14 protein-coding genes and 1 pseudogene are annotated in these 16,541 nt (G+C 71.4%); 13 read left to right on the top strand and 2 right to left on the bottom strand.

Annotated features, from left to right (window positions below):
• Positions 1-129: 129 nt before the first annotated feature.
• The 9 genes from CCZ36_RS13795 (at position 130) to CCZ36_RS13755 (ending at position 10,736) form a co-directional block, all read left to right on the top strand.
• The gene (locus tag CCZ36_RS13795) at positions 130-1,062 is read left to right on the top strand and encodes a carbohydrate ABC transporter permease (protein ID WP_069737109.1); all 933 of its coding nucleotides are present in this window, start codon (positions 130-132) and stop codon (positions 1,060-1,062) included.
• Positions 1,059-1,970 (top strand): carbohydrate ABC transporter permease, encoded by a 912-nt coding sequence (locus tag CCZ36_RS13790; protein WP_069737110.1) that lies wholly within the window; start codon positions 1,059-1,061, stop codon positions 1,968-1,970. Before CCZ36_RS13795 ends, CCZ36_RS13790 begins: the two co-directional genes overlap by 4 nt.
• Complete coding sequence (locus CCZ36_RS13785) at positions 1,967-3,169, top strand: Gfo/Idh/MocA family protein (RefSeq protein WP_128817762.1); 1,203 nt, start codon at positions 1,967-1,969, stop codon at positions 3,167-3,169. The genes CCZ36_RS13790 and CCZ36_RS13785 overlap by 4 nt, the downstream gene beginning before the upstream one ends.
• Positions 3,166-4,056, top strand: coding sequence for a PmoA family protein (locus CCZ36_RS13780; RefSeq protein WP_128817761.1), 891 nt, complete (start codon positions 3,166-3,168; stop codon positions 4,054-4,056). Before CCZ36_RS13785 ends, CCZ36_RS13780 begins: the two co-directional genes overlap by 4 nt.
• A complete protein-coding gene (locus CCZ36_RS13775; RefSeq protein ID WP_128817760.1) occupies positions 4,053-5,618 on the top strand; it encodes a glycoside hydrolase family 43 protein in 1,566 nt (521 codons plus the stop codon). Before CCZ36_RS13780 ends, CCZ36_RS13775 begins: the two co-directional genes overlap by 4 nt.
• A 55-nt stretch (positions 5,619-5,673) precedes the next feature.
• On the top strand, positions 5,674-7,008 hold the full coding sequence (locus CCZ36_RS13770) for an ABC transporter substrate-binding protein (protein ID WP_069737114.1): 1,335 nt from the start codon (positions 5,674-5,676) through the stop codon (positions 7,006-7,008).
• Positions 7,009-7,125: 117 nt separating this feature from the next.
• Complete coding sequence (locus tag CCZ36_RS13765; protein WP_128817759.1) at positions 7,126-7,965, top strand: rhamnogalacturonan acetylesterase; 840 nt, start codon at positions 7,126-7,128, stop codon at positions 7,963-7,965.
• Positions 7,966-8,061: 96 nt separating this feature from the next.
• Complete coding sequence (locus CCZ36_RS13760; protein WP_128817758.1) at positions 8,062-9,405, top strand: pectate lyase family protein; 1,344 nt, start codon at positions 8,062-8,064, stop codon at positions 9,403-9,405.
• A gap of 224 nt (positions 9,406-9,629) precedes the next feature.
• A complete protein-coding gene (locus CCZ36_RS13755; RefSeq protein WP_128817757.1) occupies positions 9,630-10,736 on the top strand; it encodes a pectinesterase family protein in 1,107 nt (368 codons plus the stop codon).
• Positions 10,737-10,879: 143 nt separating this feature from the next.
• Here CCZ36_RS13755 and CCZ36_RS13750 read toward each other — a convergent pair whose 3' ends face one another.
• Complete coding sequence (locus CCZ36_RS13750) at positions 10,880-12,427, bottom strand: pectate lyase family protein (protein WP_128817756.1); 1,548 nt, start codon at positions 12,425-12,427, stop codon at positions 10,880-10,882.
• Between the two features lie 336 nt (positions 12,428-12,763).
• Between CCZ36_RS13750 and CCZ36_RS36945 the strand changes: the two genes are divergently transcribed.
• The 4 genes and pseudogenes from CCZ36_RS36945 to CCZ36_RS13735 all read left to right on the top strand — a co-directional run bounded on the left by CCZ36_RS36945 (position 12,764) and on the right by CCZ36_RS13735 (position 15,578).
• Positions 12,764-13,150, top strand: coding sequence for an aldehyde dehydrogenase family protein (locus CCZ36_RS36945; RefSeq protein WP_443069808.1), 387 nt, complete (start codon positions 12,764-12,766; stop codon positions 13,148-13,150).
• Positions 13,032-13,306 (top strand): annotated as a pseudogene (locus CCZ36_RS36940) (aldehyde dehydrogenase family protein); the annotation flags it as partial. The gene CCZ36_RS36945 and the pseudogene CCZ36_RS36940, both read left to right, overlap by 119 nt.
• A gap of 248 nt (positions 13,307-13,554) precedes the next feature.
• Positions 13,555-15,135, top strand: coding sequence for an APC family permease (locus CCZ36_RS13740; protein ID WP_069737119.1), 1,581 nt, complete (start codon positions 13,555-13,557; stop codon positions 15,133-15,135).
• A gap of 74 nt (positions 15,136-15,209) precedes the next feature.
• On the top strand, positions 15,210-15,578 hold the full coding sequence (locus CCZ36_RS13735) for a DUF6463 family protein (protein WP_069737163.1): 369 nt from the start codon (positions 15,210-15,212) through the stop codon (positions 15,576-15,578).
• 133 nt (positions 15,579-15,711) lie between these two features.
• Here CCZ36_RS13735 and CCZ36_RS13730 read toward each other — a convergent pair whose 3' ends face one another.
• Positions 15,712-16,440, bottom strand: a complete 729-nt coding sequence (locus tag CCZ36_RS13730; RefSeq protein ID WP_069737120.1) for a siderophore-interacting protein — start codon at positions 16,438-16,440, stop codon at positions 15,712-15,714.
• Positions 16,441-16,541: the final 101 nt, after the last annotated feature.

Genomic DNA, 16,541 nt, shown 5'->3' with positions numbered 1-16,541 from the left:
CCCGGGCCGCCCAGCGGCCATGAGAAAGCGCTTGCCGCCCTGGATGGCGGCAGCCACTCCGCACATGCATGCGACAGCAGGACCGCACATCCAGCGCATCGAGCGCGTACCAGAGATCGGAGACGTGTCATGGCCCAACCCGCCGCCGTGGCCACCCCGCCGCCGAAGGCGCCCCGGCGCCGCACGGCGACACCCCGCCGCCTGCCGTATCTGCTGATCGCGCCCGCGGGCCTGCTGATGCTGGGCTTCATCGCCTACCCGGTGCTCAGCGTCTTCTACTACAGCCTGCAGAACTACAACGTCACCAAACCGTGGCGGAACGGCTTCGCCGGGCTCGACAACTTCCGGCGGATCTTCACCGAGGACGACCAGTTCTGGTCGACGCTCGGCTTCAGCGCCCAGTGGGTCTTCACCCAGGTCTCCCTGCAGCTCGTGCTCGGCCTCGCGCTGGCCCTGATCGTCAATCAGACCTTCATCGGCCGGGGCATCTCCCGGGCCATGGTCTTCTCGCCCTGGGCCGTCTCCGGCGTGCTGACCAGCACCATCTGGATCCTGCTCTACAACTCCTCGACGGGCTTCAGCCGATACCTCGCGGACGCCGGGATCGGGGAGTACGGCACCTCGGTGCTCTCGGACACCGGAACCGTCTTCTGGGCGGCCACGGTCACCGAACTCTGGCGCGGTGTGCCCTTCTTCGCCATCCTCATCCTCGCCGACCTCCAGTCCGTCTCCAAGGAGCTGTACGAGGCGGCGTCGGTCGACGGAGCGGGCAGGCTCCGGCAGTTCTTCCACATCACCCTGCCGCACCTGCGCGACGCGATCATCCTCGCGACCCTGCTGCGCGGGGTCTGGGAGTTCAACAACGTCGACCTCCTCTACACCCTCACCGGCGGGGGACCGGCCGGCGAGACCACCACGCTGCCGCTCTACGTCGCCAACACCGGCATCGAGGGCCACGACTTCGGCTACGCCTCCGCGCTCACCACCGTCGCCTTCGTGATCCTCCTCTTCTGCTCGATCGTCTATCTGCGCCTGAGCAAGTTCGGAGGCGACAACAAGTGACCGCCGTACTCACCGAGAAGAGCGGTGCCGCCCAGCCGCCCGTCCACTCCGGCGGCCCGCCGCCCTCCTCACGCCGCCGCACCGGACGCGAGCGCGCCTTCGACGACGTACCGCGCTGGCAGATCTACCTGCCGCTCGGCCTCTACCTGCTGTTCACGCTCATCCCGTTCTACTGGATGCTGCTGTTCGCCCTGCGGCCCGCCGGCTCCACCGCGCTGGTGCCCTGGCCGATGACCGGGGAGCACTTCTCCAAGGTCTGGAACGAGCGCAGCTTCGCCGTCTTCTTCCAGAACAGCATGATCGTCGGCGTCGCCACCCTCATCGCCACCACCCTGGTCGCCCTGGCCGGCGGGTACGCCCTGGCCCGGTTCGACTTCAGGATCAAGGGCGCGTTCATGCTGGCGCTGCTCTGCTCGCAGTTCATCCCCGGCGCCCTGATGCTCGTGCCGCTCTTCGAGATCTTCCGCAACCTCCAGATGATCAACTCCCTGTGGAGCGTCGTCATCGCGGAGACCGTCTTCCAGCTCCCGCTGTCGATCATCCTGATCAGCGGATTCATCAAGAACGTCCCGGTCTCCCTGGAGGAGGCCGCCTGGGTCGACGGATGTTCGCGCTTCACCGCCTTCCGCGCGGTCGTCCTGCCGCTGCTGCGCCCCGGACTGATCGCCGTCGGCTCCTTCGCCTTCGTCCACAGCTGGAACCACTTCCTGTTCGCGCTGATGTTCCTCAGCGAACAGGACAAGCAGACGATCCCGGTCGGCCTCAACACCCTGATCGGGGCGGACAGCGTCGACCTCGGCGCACTCGCGGCGGGCGGGGTCATCGCCGCCGTACCCGTGGTGATCGTCTTCGCGTTCATCCAGAAGTGGCTCGTCACGGGCTTCAGCGCGGGGGCGGTGAAGGGATGACCGACCTCACCCGCCGCACAGCCGCAGCCGCGCCGCTCCCCGTCGTGCTGGCCGGCGCCCGGGGCCACGGCCGCTGGCACCTGGCCAACCTCCGCCGGCTCCAGCACCAGGGCCGGGTACGGCTGGCCGGCATCTGCGAACTGGAGCCGCTGACCGCCGACGAACTGGCCGCCTTCGACCTCGTGGGCGACGCCCGACCGGAACAGTCCGCCGACTTCGGGGCGCTCCTCGACTCCACCGGAGCCCGTGCCGCCGTCATCTGCACGCCCATCCCGACCCACACCGACCTGGCCCTGACCGCCGCGTCCCGGGGCGTCCACCTCCTGCTGGAGAAGCCGCCCGCCGCGAGCTGGGCCGCGTACGACCGGATGGCCGACGGCGTACGGCGGGCGGGCACCGCCTGTCAGGTGGGCTTCCAGTCGTTCGGTTCGCACGCCGTGCCCGCGATCCAGGAGCTGGTCCGCACCGGGGCGATCGGAACGCTCACGGGGATCGGCGCCGCCGGGGCCTGGGTCCGCGACGACGCCTACTTCCGCCGGGCGCCCTGGTCCGGCCGGCGCAGGATCGGCTCCACCGACGTGGTCGACGGCGTCCTCACCAATCCGCTGGCGCACGCCGTGGCCACCGCGCTCGAACTCGCGGACCGGGGCGCGGCCGAGGACGTCCTGTCCGTGGAGACCGAGCTGTTCCGGGCCCATGACATCGAGGCGGACGACACCAGCTGCGTCCGCGTCACCACCATCGGCGGCCTGCCCGTCACCGTCGCCGCCACCCTCTGCGCGGAACAGGCGGGGGAGCCCTATGTGATCGTCCACGGCGACCGGGGCCGGATCACCTTCTGGTACAAGCAGGACCGCGTCCTGATCCAACGTGCCGGCCACGGCCCCGACGAGAGCGTCCACGGCCGGACCGACCTCCTGGAGAACCTGGTCGACCATCTGGAGCAGGGCACCCCGCTCCTGGCGCCGCCGGAGCGCACCGGAGCGTTCATGCGGGTCGTCGAGGCCGTACGTACCGCCCCCGAGCCCGTCGCCCTGCCCGCCGACGCCTGGGAGACCCGGTACGACGCCACCGGCGGAGGCGCGCGGCGTACGGTCCACGGCATCGACGGCCTGGTCGCCGCCGGGGCCGAATCCCTCGCCCTCTTCTCGGAGCTGGGCATTGCCTGGGCCCGCAACAGCGAGGTGACGGCCTCATGAACCGACGCGCCACGGCCTCGTCCGCCGCCCGGTCCGCACTCCCCGTACAGCCTGCGCAGTCCGCCTCGCCCGAACTCCTCGACTGCGCCGGACGCACGGTCGCCCACTACGGTCACGGGGCCGCGGCGGACGGCCGCCCCCGCCTGCACCCCGTCACCACGCTCGCCGGCCGCACCGTCACCCAGGAGCGCCCCGCCGACCACCGGCACCACCTGGGCGTCTCCATCGCCGTGCCCGACGTGTCCGGCCGCAACTTCTGGGGCGGGCGCACCTACGTCCGGGGGCAGGGGCCCACCGCGCTCGACAACCACGGCGTCCAGCGCTGCCTCGGCCTGGAGCGGCACGGGCCCGGCGGGTTCTCGCAGTCGCTCGCCTGGGAGGCGGACGGCGCCGAACTGCTGCGGGAGCGCCGCACGGTGAAGTCCGTCGAACTCTCCGGCACGGCCTGGGCGCTGGATCTCTCCTTCGCGCTCACCAACCACTCGGCCGACGACCTCTCCATCGGCAGCCCCGCCACCAACGGCCGCCCCGGAGCCGGTTACGGCGGCTTCTTCTGGCGCGCCCCCAAGGAGGCCGCTCCGCCGGACGTGTTCACCGCGGGCCGTGCCGGCGAGGAGGCGGTGCACGGGCGGGCCGCCGACTGGCTCGCGCTCGCCGGGGACGGCTGGACCCTCGTCTTCGCCGGGGCGAGCGAGGAGACCCGACGCGATCCGTGGTTCGTGCGGACCACCGAGTACCCGGGCGTCGGCTCCTCCCTCGCGGCGGACGAACGGCTGCCCGTGCCCGCCGGGGCCACCGTCGTACGCCGGATCGTCACCGTCGTCGCGGACGGCAGGCTGGACACCGAGGCCGCCGCCGGGTACGTCCGACGGGCGGTGACCCCGTGAACCGGCCCTGGACCGCCGACCTCGGGGACGGCACGTACCGCAACCCCGTGCTGAACGCCGACTGGTCCGACCCGGACGTCGTCCGGGTCGGCGCGGACCACTACCTCACCGCGTCCAGCTTCGGCCGGGCTCCGGGCCTGCCGCTCCTGCACTCCCGCGACCTGGTCAACTGGACGCTCGTCGGGCACGCCCTGGACCGCGTCGAGCCCGCCGCCGACTTCGCCCGGCCCCGCCACGACGCCGGGGTGTGGGCACCCTCCCTGCGCCACCACGCGGGCCGTTTCTGGATCTTCTGGGGCGACCCCGACCACGGCGTCCAGCAGATCAACGCCGAGCGCGTCGAAGGACCGTGGAGCGCGCCGCACCTGCTCAAACCCGGCCGCGGGTTCATCGACGCCTGCCCCCTGTGGGACGAGGAGACCGGCGAGGCCTACCTCGTCCACGCCTGGGCCAAGTCCCGCTCCGGGATCAAGAACCGGCTGACCGGGCACCGTATGAGCGCCGACGGCCGCACACTCCTCGACGAGGGCCGGACCCTGATCGACGCCGACCGGATACCCGGCTGGTTCACCCTGGAAGGCCCCAAGCTCTACCGCCACGACGATCACTTCTGGATCTTCGCCCCGGCCGGCGGGGTGGAGACGGGCTGGCAGGGCGCCTTCCGGTCGCGGGACTTCTTCGGCCCCTACGAGGAACGCGTCGTGCTGTCCCAGGGGCGCACCGACGTCAACGGCCCGCACCAGGGCGGCTGGGTGCGGACCGCCGCCGGCGAGGACTGGTTCCTGCACTTCCAGGCACGCGGTGCGTACGGGCGGGTCGTCCACCTCCAGCCCATGCACTGGGACGCGGAGGGCTGGCCCGTCATCGGCGACGCGGGCGAACCCGTCTCCACGCACCGTAAACCGGCCGCCCCCGAACAGCCCGTGGCAGCGCCCGCCGTGGACGACGACTTCCCCGGCGGCGCCCACGGCAAGCAGTGGCAGTGGACGGCCAACCCCTGCCCCGACGCGTGGACCGAGGAGTCCGGGCAGTCCGAGGACCCCGGGCATGTCGGGCGCCCCGCCGACGGGCTGCGCCTCAGCTGCCTCCGCACGCCGGACGCGCACGACCTGCGGCTGCTGCCCAACGTCCTGGTCCAGCGGATGCCCGCCGAGGAGTTCACCGTGGAGGTGGACCTCGAACTGCACAGCGACGAGCCGGGCGCCAAGGCGGGCCTGGCCGTGCTCGGGGACGCCTTCTGCTGGATCGGTCTGGAGGCCGGGGCGGACGGGACGTCCCGGCTCGTGCACCGGTACGCCGAGGGCGCCGCGGAGAGCGAACGCGACGCGGCCGGGGCCCGCGCCTCGCCCGGCGGCCGGGCCCGGTTGCGTATCGAGGTCACGGCCGGGGCCCGCTGCCGCTTCTCCGCCGACACGGGAGACGGCTTCCGGCCCTCGGGGCAGGTCTTCGCCGCCACCCCGTGGCGCTGGGTCGCCGCACTCCTCGGCCTCTTCGCCACCGCGCCGGCCGGGACGGGCCCCGCCGGCACGGCGCTGTTCACCACCTTCCGCGCCACCCACTGACCCCCCCGCAGAAGCGCAGAACCACCCCGACACATCCGACAGGGAAGAGCCGACCATGACCATCTCGAAGACCCGGCGGGGGCGCACCGCGTCCACCGTCTCCCTCGTAGCAGCGCTCGCGCTGACGGCCGCCGCGTGCGGTGACGACGGCAGCGGAGCCGGCACGGAGGGGAGCGGCAAGGGCGAGATCACCTTCTGGGACAACAACGGCGGGCCGCGCACCGCCATCTGGACCGAGATCATCAAGGACTTCGAGAAGCAGCACCCGGACATCAAGGTGAAGTACGTCCCGATCCCCATCGCCGACGTCCAGTCCAAGTACGACACCGCGATCGCCGGCGGCGGACTGCCCGACGTGGGCGGAGTCGGCACCGCCTACCTCGCCAACATGGTCTCGCAGGAGGCCCTGGAACCGGTCAACAAGCGGCTGAAGGGGTCCGCCCTGGAGGGCAAGCTCGTCGACTCCATGGTCGAGAGCGTCAGAGCGGCCGCCGGCCGGGGCGACGACATCTACTCCGTACCGACCTCCGCCAACAACGGCGTGCTCTGGTACCGCACCGACCTGTTCGAGCAGGCCGGGCTGAAGGCCCCCGACACCTGGGCCAACTTCTACACCGCGGCCGAGAAGCTCACCGACGCCCGGAACAACAAGTTCGGCTACACCATCCGCGGCGGCGCCGGCTCCATCGCCCAGGCGCTGGACGCCATCTACGGGCAGTCCGGCATCACGGAGTTCTGGGACGGCGACAGGACGACGCTCAACGACCCCAAGAACGTCGCCGCGCTGGAGAAGTACGCCGGCCTCTTCAAGCGGACCACGCCCGCCGCCGACGTCAACAACGACTTCACCAAGATGGTCGCCCAGTGGGACACCGGCACCATCGGCATGCTGAGCCACAACCTCGGCTCCTACCAGGACCACGCGAAGGCCCTGGGCGACGACAAGTTCGCCGGCATCCCGGCCCCCATCGGGGACAGCGGCACCCGCGTGCAGGTCTCCAACCCCGTCGACGGACTCGGTCTCTTCCGGTCGAGCGACAACAAGACCGCGGCATGGAAGTTCATCGAGTTCGCCGCCTCCCACGAGTCCAACAGCAAATGGAACGAGGCGGCGGGCGCGATCCCGGCCAACACCGAAGCGGCGAAGGACCCGTGGATCAACGAGACCGAGTCGACCGCGCTGGCCGCGAAGGCACTGACGGACGGCTCCACCAAGGTCGTCGACCTGCCGTACTACCTGCCCGACTGGAACAACATCAGCAAGGCGGACAACGAGCCGGAGTTCCAGAAGCTGCTCCTCGGCAAGATCACGGCGAAGCAGTTCCTGGACAAGATGGCCGAGGAGCTGAACGCCGCCAACAAGGAGTGGAAGGAACTGGGCAACGGCTGAGGCCCCGCCCCCTCCGGCCCCGATGACGGACCGGCGGCGGCCCGGGCCGCGCCCGGCCGCCGCTCCCCCTCCCCCCCGCAGGTACGCGAGCACGCCCTTCGAGAGAGGCAGCACCTCGTGTCACTCACCCGCAGACAGACAGCCACCTCCCTGCTCACCCTCCCCCTCGCCCTCACCGCCACGCCGGCCTTCGCCCACGGCGGTGGAGCCGGCCGCCCCCGCCCCCGTACGCTCCACATCGCCGGTGACTCCACGGCCGCCGCGAAGTCCGCCGACGCCGCGCCCGAGACGGGCTGGGGCATGGCCCTCCCCTTCTTCCTCGCCGGCCATCTCCGCGTCGCCAACCACGCGGTGAACGGCCGCAGTTCCAAGAGCTTCATCGACGAGGGCCGCCTCGCCGCACTGCTGGGCGGGGTCCGCCCCGGCGATCTGCTCCTCGTCCAGTTCGGGCACAACGACGAGAAGACCGAGGACCCGGCCCGCGGCACCGACCCCTCCACCACCTACCGCGCCTACCTGCGCGAGTACATCCGGGGAGCCCGCGCCCGACGGGCCCGGCCCGTGCTCCTCACCTCCGTCGAGCGGCGCCGGTTCGGCCCGGACGGCGCCGCCCGGCCCACCCACGGCGAGTACCCCGCCGCGATGCGCGCCCTGGCGGCCGAGGAGGGCGTCCCGCTCCTCGACATCCAGGCACTGTCCCTCGCCCGCTGGCACCAGCTGGGGCCCGACGGCACTCTGCCCCTCTTCCTGTGGCTGAAGCCGGGAGAGTCGCCCAACTACCCCGACGGCGCGCAGGACAACACGCACTTCAGGCCGCCGGGCGCGATCGAAGCGGCCCGGATGACGGCACGCGCCCTGTTGGACGAAGGCGTACTCACGGCCCGCGACCTCCGCCGCCTCGGCGACCACGTCCCGGACGAGTGGATCACCTGGGAAGGGCCTGCCGGCCCTGCCTGACCGGCACCTCACCACGCCGCGCCTTCTCCTCTTCCCTCTTCTTCTCTTCCTCCACCCCTCCTCTCCGCTTCCTCCGACCACAGAGAAGGTTTCGCCATGCCCGCACGCACGCGTCACACCCGGGCCGTCGCCGTCACTCTGGGCTGCGCCTCGCTGGCCCTCGCGCTGAGCGTCCCCGCCCAGGCCGCCCCTCGGCCGGGCCCCCACGGCACGGGGATCGAGCGCGCCGTACTGCCCGCCGGGGACGGCTGGGCCGCCGCGGAAGGCTCCACCACCGGGGGCGCGGACGCCGCACCCGAGCACATCTACACCGTGACCGACCGGGCCGAGCTCGTCGCGGCCTTCGAGGAGGCGGGCGACGCGCCCAAGATCGTCAGGGTCGCCGGCACCGTCCACGGCAACTCCGATGCCGACGGCACCCCGATCGGCTGCGAGCGGTACGAGACCGGCGGCTACACCCTGGAGAAGTACCTCGCCGCCTACGACCCGGCGGTGTGGGGCAGCGACCGGGTCCCCGAGGGCCCGCTGGAGGATGCCCGCGCGGCCTCGGCGAAGCTCCAGCAGGCCGCCGTGAACGTCCGGGTCCCGTCCAACACCACCCTGATCGGGGTCGGTGCGAACCCCGAGATCATCGGCGCCAGTCTGCAGGTCCGGGACGTCTCCAACGTCATCGTCCGCAACATCTCGTTCGAGGACACCTACGACTGCTTCCCCCAGTGGGACCCCACGGACGGCAGCGGGGGCGCCTGGAACTCGGAGTACGACAACCTCGTCGTGTACGGCTCCCGGAACGTCTGGGTCGACCACAACACCTTCAGCGACGGCGACCGCCCCGACTCCGAACAGCCGCGCTACTTCGGTCAGTTGTACCAGCAGCACGATGGGCTCTTCGACATCGTGCGCGGCTCCGACCTGGTCACCGTGTCGTGGAACGTCCTCAAGGACCACGACAAGACGATGCTCATCGGCAACAGCGACAGCGCCGGCGCGACCGACCGCGGCAAGCTCCGCGTGACGCTCCACCACAACCTGTTCAAGGACGTCAAGGAACGTGCTCCGCGCGTCCGCTTCGGCCAGGTCGACTCGTACAACAACCACTTCGTGGCCACGCGCGGCAGTTCCTACGGCTACTCGTACGGCATCGGCGCCGAGTCCCGCCTGGTCGCCGAGCACAACGCGTTCACCCTCGCCGGCGACGTGGACCGTGCCACCATCCTGAAGAAGTGGTCGGAGGCCCCGCTCACCGCGGAGAACAACTACGTCAACGGCCGCAGGACCGATCTGATCGCCGTGCACAACGCCGGAGTTCCCGGCGAGCAGCTCGCCGAGGGCGCGGGCTGGACCCCCGAACTCCGCACGACGGTCCACCACCCCTGGGCCGTCCCCGTGCTGGTCGGCCTCAAGGCCGGGGCGGGCAGGTTGGCGTCCGGCCTCCGGTGACCGGCGCGTACCCCCGATGAACCGGCCGGAGCGGCACCGCATGCTTTCCATCACCCCGGAGAGCGCCGCTCCGGCCCTTCGCCGTTCATCCGGGACCGTTCTACCCGCGCCTGTCGCTCGCGGCCCTTCACAAGTCGCCTTTCACAGAGGGCCGTTCACCGGCCTCCCGTAGCCCGTCACCCGTAGCCCGTCACCCGTAGCCGTTCGTCCGGAGGAGTACCGCCATGCCCACTCGACGCACCGCCCTGTCCCTGATCGCCGGCACGGGCGCCACGCTCGCCCTCTCCGCACCGGCCGCCCTCGCCCGGTCCGCCGCCGACCCTCGCCCCTTCGGCCGCTACGGCTCACCGGCCCGCCGCCTCGACCCCCGCACGCTGTACGTCGACGCGCACGGCCGGGGCGACCACCCCGACGTCCAGTCCGCCGTCGACGCGGCCACCGGAACCGGCCGCACCATCGTGATCGCCGCCGGCGTCCACCGGGCCACGGTCGTCGTCGGCGCCGCCCACCGCGACCTCACGCTGATCGGCGCGAGCTCCGACGCCCGCGACACGGTCCTGGTGTACGGCAACGCGGCGGGCACGCCCCGGCCGGACGGCACGGGGACCCTGGGCACCAGCGGATCGGCCTCCGTCACGATCAGAGCGGAGGGCTTCACCGCCCGCGACCTGACCTTCGCCAACGACTGGCTGCGCTCCGACAACCCCGAGTACACCGGCACCCAGGCAGTCGCGGTCAAGGTCCAGGGCGACCGGTCGGCGTTCCACGGCTGCCGGTTCCTGGGCCACCAGGACACGCTGTACGCCGACTCGCCCTCCCTCGACGTGTTCGCCCGGCAGTACTACCGCGACTGCTACGTGGAGGGCGACGTGGACTTCGTCTTCGGCCGGGCCTCCGCCGTCTACGACCGCTGCCACTTCCGCACCCTGGTCCGCCCCGACCTGGCCTCAGCGCCCCACGGCTTCGTCTTCGCGCCCAGCACCGCCGGGGCCGGCCCGCACGGCTTCCTGGTCCTGCGCTCGCGGGTGACCAGCACGGCCCCCGACGGGTACTACAAGCTGGCGCGCCCCTGGGTGCCGTCCTCCGACCCGACCGCGCGCCCGATGCTCACTGTCCGCGAGAGCCGCCTCGGCGCCGGCATCGACGCGTCGGAACCGTACGCCACCATGGCCGCCGGCCACCCGTGGCAGGAACAGCGCTTCGCCGAGCACCGCAACACCGGTCCCGGTGCCCGGATCACCGTCCCGGCGAACCGGCCCCAGCTCAGCGCCTCCGAGGCCCGCGCTCACACCCCGGCCCGCTGGCTGGGCGACTGGCGGCCGCTCGGATGATCCGGAGCGCCGCCGTCGTGCGTTCCGCACCGAGCAGGGCCCGCACCCCCCGTCGAGCGGGGGGTGCGGGCCTCTGCCGGTGCGCGGGGAGGCGGCCGCCGGAGCCGGCCGCCGCGCGGCCGGTCTCCGGCCGGCGCCACCCGTCAGCGCGCGTACGTCTCGTACTCGGCGATCTTCGGGGTGCCGGTCGAGCTGACGATCTCGAAGGTGATCTTCCGCAGGGTCGTGCGCGGGAAGGAGACGGCCCCCGCCCCCTCGCCGGAGGCCAGGACGGTCCCGGCGTCGGCGTCGAGAAGCCGCCAGGCCCTGATGGAGCCCGCGGATCCCGCCGCCTCCCGGATGACGACCGAGGACACGGCGGTGGCGGAGTCCCACTTGATCGAGGCGTGACCGGTCGAACCGGCGGGCGACCAGTAGGTGTTCAGGTCACCGTCCCGCAGATGGCCGAAGCTGGTCCCGGATGCCTTGCTCGATCCGTCGGACCCGGCGCCGATGCTGAGGTTGGTACCGCCGGGCGGCGTGGGGTCGGTGGGGCCCGGGGTCGGGTCGGTGGGGCCGGGCGTGGGCTCGGTCGGCGGCTGGGTCGCGCAGTTGCCGTCCGAGACCTTCAGTCCTTTGCCGGCGCCCGCCGTACGGCTCACGACGTCCGGCACACAGCCGGCCGCGTCGGGGGAGTAGGCGTAGGGGATGCTGACGGTGGTGGTGGACTTCATGTCGGGCCCGGCCGGGTTGTTGTCCTTGCCGGGGCTCGACCAGGTCACGTTGTCCAGCGTGTTGCCGGAGGTCTGCCAGTAGCCGGCGGCGTCGGTGTAGAAGGTGCCGAGGACGTCCTTGGAGTCCTCGAAGTAGTTGTTCTCCACCTTGGCGCGGGCACCGGCGCGGGAGTTGATGCCGGACGAGTTGATCCGCACGTAGTGGTTGTTGAACATGTGGCCGACGCCGCCCCGCAGCAGGGGCGCGCGGGAGTCGATGTTCTCGTACAGGTTGTGGTGGTACGTGACGAACCCGTTGGAGACGTCGCTCTCGCTGGAGCCCACCAGGCCGCCGCGGCCCGAGTTGCGCAGGATGCTGTAGGAGAGCGTCACGTAGCGGGTGTCGGCCTTCATGTCGAAGAGGCCGTCGTATCCCTCGGACTCGCCGCCCGACGCCTCCAGGGTCGTGTGATCGACCCAGACGTTCCGGACACCGGACTCCATGCCGATGGCGTCACCGCCGTTGGAGGTGGGGGAACCCGACTTCTTGACGTTCTTGACGGTCACGTTCTGGATGATGATGTTGCTGGACTCGCGGATGTGGATGCCGATCTGGTCGAAGACGGCGCCGCCGCCGACGCCCACGATCGTGACGTTGCTGATCTGCTTCAGCTCGATCACGCCGTCGGCCGTGTTGCAGCTGCCCCCGGAGACCTTGCTGGTGTTGCCGTGGTTGATGGTGCCTTCGACCTCGATGACGATCGGTGTGCCGGCGGTGGCGCGGCCGCACAGGGCCGTGTGGATCGCGGTGCCGGTGGTGGCCCGTACCGTCTGCCCGCCGGCGCCGCCGGTGGTTCCGCCGTTCTGGGTGGCGTAGCCCGTGGCGCTGCCGGCCGCGGCCGAAGCCTCGGGCGCCGTCAGGACGATGCCGCCGGCCGCGGCAGCGAGAGCCAGGGTGGCCAGTGCCGCCTGCAGCCGTCGTGTGACGGGTTGCCTCATGTTCGTCTCCCTGTGTCTTCGGGTGGCGGGGTGCTGTCTTGATGTCAGGTGCATGTCATTCAGGGAGCGCTCCCGTACGCGTCCTCGGGCTCCGTTGCTCAGGGGGTTCTCGGCCGCGGCTGGAAAGCGCTTTCCCTGTTCCTGTCCAGCGAACATAGAGGGGGTGAACGGCTCTGGCAAGGTGCGTGCGGCTGCCGGATTCTCGCGCCGTGCGACACTTTGGCGATCGCGAAAACTGCCTGGTGAGAGGGTTTTCTTCGGTGATCGGCCGCTGGGGCGGAGGTCGATCGGGGTGCGTGATGCGCCGAGCGCGCCGCGCGCCGCCGGGTGGCGCGCATGCCTTCGGGGGCCTCGGTGGAAACGCTCGTATGGAAGCGCTCCCATTCCACCGTCGCGGCCGCCACCGTGGGCCACCCCGCCGACCGGGCCACGGTCGTCGGCCCCGTCATCTCCGCCGCCCACCGCGACCGGGTGGAGGCGTATGTGGAGCTGGGTCGGAGGAGGGCGCGCGGGTGGTCACGGGTGGCGCCCGGCCCGCCCACCTGGACCGGGGTTTCTACGTGGCCCCCACCCTCCTCAGCGGCTGCACCCCGGCATGCGGGTCGTCCGCGAGGAGATCTTCGGACCGGTCGTGGCGGTCGTCCCCTTCGACGACGAGGAGGAAGGCGTCGCGCTGGCCAACGACAGCGACTACGGCCTCATCGACTACGTCTGGTCCGGTGATGTCGCCCGTGCCTTCCGCGTCGCCCGGCGGCTGCGGGCGGGGCCGGCGTCAACACGGTCGGGCGGAACATGGAGGCCCCGTTCGGCGGGTTCAAGAAGAGCGGGGTGGGGCGGGACGTGGGCTCGTACGCCCTGCACGCCTACAGCGAGACATAGACGATCGTCTGGCCCGGATGAACCTGTCGCTGAGCGGCGCGGGAAAATTTTGAACCCACCCAAAACGGACAGGGCTACGGTTACCGTACGTCGCCACGCTCGGCTGAGTGGCATGCATTGCAAGGCTTCACGCGAATGTGACCTTGCATTAATGAAGTGTTTCGGGGGAGTTGGCTGTTGCATCCAAGGGTGAGACGTTGGAGTCTCACGCTCCGGATGTGGATATCGCAGCGCATAGCGTCCTTCTCATGACTCAGCTGGACGCGCGGCCACGGGCCGGAGACACGGTACGGGGGAGCGCCTCGGCCGACGGTGGCAGTGGCGGCGTACGCGGCAAAGGGCTCGGCGGCAACTCCGTCGGCCTCATGGGCAGCGCGGTCATCGGCGTCTCCACCGTCGCGCCCGTCTACTGCCTGACGTCCACCCTCGGCTCCACCGCCGGAGAGGTCGGCGTGCAGATGCCCGCCGTCTTCCTGGCCGGGTTCCTGCCGATGCTGCTCGTGGCCTTCGCCTACCGCGAGCTGAACAGGGCGATGCCGGACTGCGGCACCTCCTTCACCTGGACGGTGAAGGCGTTCGGCCCGCGCGTCGGCTGGATGTGCGGCTGGGGCCTCGTCATCGCGACGATCATCGTGCTGTCCAACCTGGCGGGCGTCGCCACCTCGTACTTCTGGCTGCTGGCGGGTGAGATCACCGGCAGCGCTTCGGTGGCCGCCCTGGACGACAGCAAGCCCGTCCACATCATCACCTGCCTCGCCCTCGTCGCCGTCGCCACCGCGATCAGCTACCGGGGCATGACCGCCACCAAGGGCATCCAGTACGCCCTGGTCGGTCTCCAGCTGGTCGTCCTCGCCCTGTTCGTGACGATGGCGCTCGGCAAGGCCGGCGGCGGCGGCCCGGACTTCGCGTCCTCGCTCGACTTCTCCTGGTCCTGGCTGAACCCCTTCGCCGTCCAGTCCTTCGCCGCCTTCACGGCGGGCCTCTCCCTCTCCATCTTCATGTTCTGGGGCTGGGACGCCTGTCTGACCGCCAACGAGGAGACCACCGGCAGCGAGAAGACCCCCGGCCGCGCGGCCCTCATCGCCATGGTCGTCCTGGTCGGCTCCTACCTCGCCACCGGTGTCGCCGCCCAGATGGCCGTCGGCTCCGGCACCTCCGGGCTCGGCCTCGCCAACCCGGACACCTCCGACAACGTCTTCGCCGTCCTCGCCGGACCGGTGATGGGCCCCGGCCTCGGCGTCCTGCTCTTCCTCGCGGTCCTCGCCTCGGCCGCCGCCAGCCTCCAGACCACGTTCATCCCGGTCGCACGCACGGTGCTCGCGATGTCCGCGTACGAGGCGATGCCGGCCTCGTACGCCAAGGTCCACCCCCGCTTCAAGACGCCCGGCCGGGCGACGATCACGGCGGGCATCGGCACCGGCGTCTTCTACACCGTGATGACGCTGGTCAGCGAGCACGTCCTGGTCGACACCATCTACGCGCTCGGCCTCATGATCTGCTTCTACTACGCGCTGACCGCCTTCGCCTGCGCCTGGTACTTCCGGGCCGAACTGACCCGCTCCGCCCGGGACCTGGTCTTCAAGGGCCTCTTCCCGCTGCTCGGCGGCATCCTGCTCGCCGCCGTCTTCGCCAAAACCCTCTACGACATGTGGGACCCGGCGTACGGCTCCGGCTCCTCGGTGTTCGGCGTCGGCTCGGTGTTCGTCATCGGGGTGGGGCTGCTGCTCCTCGGCGTGGTGCTGATGGTCGCGATGGAGCGCCGCAGCCCGGCGTTCTTCCGGGGTGAGGTCCTCACGAAGGAGACGCCGGCGCTCGTGGTCGAGGACTGAGGTCCAAAGCGGTCGAGGGGCGAGGGGCGCGGGGCGGGGCCTCGGTCGTGGAGGTCCGCTCGTACGATGAGGCCATGACACGAGCTTCGGCGGGACGCCTGCTCCAGGTGGTCGGAATCGCTCATGGCGCCATCGGTGCGGTGATCTACCGCGATGTGTTCGCCGATATCGGGCGGGGGCCCGTCGTCGGCTCCGTCCCCGACCGGGGCGACCGGGCCGCCGCCTTCTGGTTCATGGCCGCCGCCCCCACGCTGTGGATGGGCGGCCGGCTGCTGCGCTCGGCCGAGGAGCGCGGGGACCTGCCGGCCCAGCGCGCGGCGGGTGTCGTCCTGGCCGCCGTCGGCGCGGTGGGCACGGTCGCCATGCCGAAGAGCGGCTTCCCGAGCCTCGTGGGGATCGGCGGGGTGCTGCTGCGCAGGTCGCTGCGGTCCACGGGCGCGTAGTCGCCGCGACTCAGGGGCGCGTGGTCGCTGCGTGCACGGGCGCGTGGTCGCTGCCGTCCATGGGCGCGCAGAGGCCCCGGCCGGCTTGCTCGCCGGGGCCCTTCGTCGTGCGGTGGCGTCAGGTCCGCGAGTCCTACGGCCGCCAGTAACCCAGCGCGTTCACCCGGTCCTTGGGCAGGCCCAGCTCCTTGCGGAGGTACGCCGACAGGGTCCGGGTCGTCGACGTGTCGCAGGCGACCCAGACGTACGCGTCCGAGTGGTCCGCGCCCAGCGCCTCCGGCAGGGCCGCCTTCACCTCGGCGACCAGGTGTGCGCCCGCCTCGCGGCGCTCCACGTGGTGCAGGGTGTGGTGGGCCTCGTCGAGGCGGAACGGCAGTTTCCGGTCGTCCTCGTGCGCGGTCTCGAACCAGATGGTCGCCGAGGTGGACGGGACCGCGTCCAGCAGGGAGTTGATCGCGGGCAGCGCCGCCGCGTCACCGATCACGAAGAGCCGCTTCGGCGCCGGGTCGGGCAGCGTGAAACCGGTGCCCTGGAGCGTCGCGTCGATCGTGTCGCCGGCCTCGGCCGCTCGCGCCCAGTCGCAGGCGGGGCCCTCGTGGAGGGCGAATTCCAGACTGAAGGTCCCGGCCTCGGGGTCCGGGTCGACCAGGGTGTAGGCGCGCTGGTGCGGTTTTCCGGCCGTCTCGAACCAGAGCCGCACCCACATCGTGGGGTGCGCTCCGCCGGTCGCGGCGAGCAGCCCGCCGTCGGTCAGGTGCACCCGGCGGTAGCGGTCGGTGACTTGCTCGGCGCCGGTCACGGTGAACGTGAAATCCCGTCCCCGGAACAGTTTGAGAACGACGCCTTCCCAGCCATGCCCCACGGTGCTCCCCAGCCTCTCCTACCGCCCCGGCCCACTGCCCAAAGGGTCGCTTTAGGTTAGGCTAGCCTAAATTTCAGGGGCTGGGGAGTGGCTGAAAACCA

Origin of the sequence: Streptomyces sp. S063, from assembly GCF_002832675.1 — a bacterium.
Lineage (GTDB): Bacteria > Actinomycetota > Actinomycetes > Streptomycetales > Streptomycetaceae > Streptomyces > Streptomyces sindenensis.
This window is presented reverse-complemented; position numbering and strand designations above follow the sequence as displayed.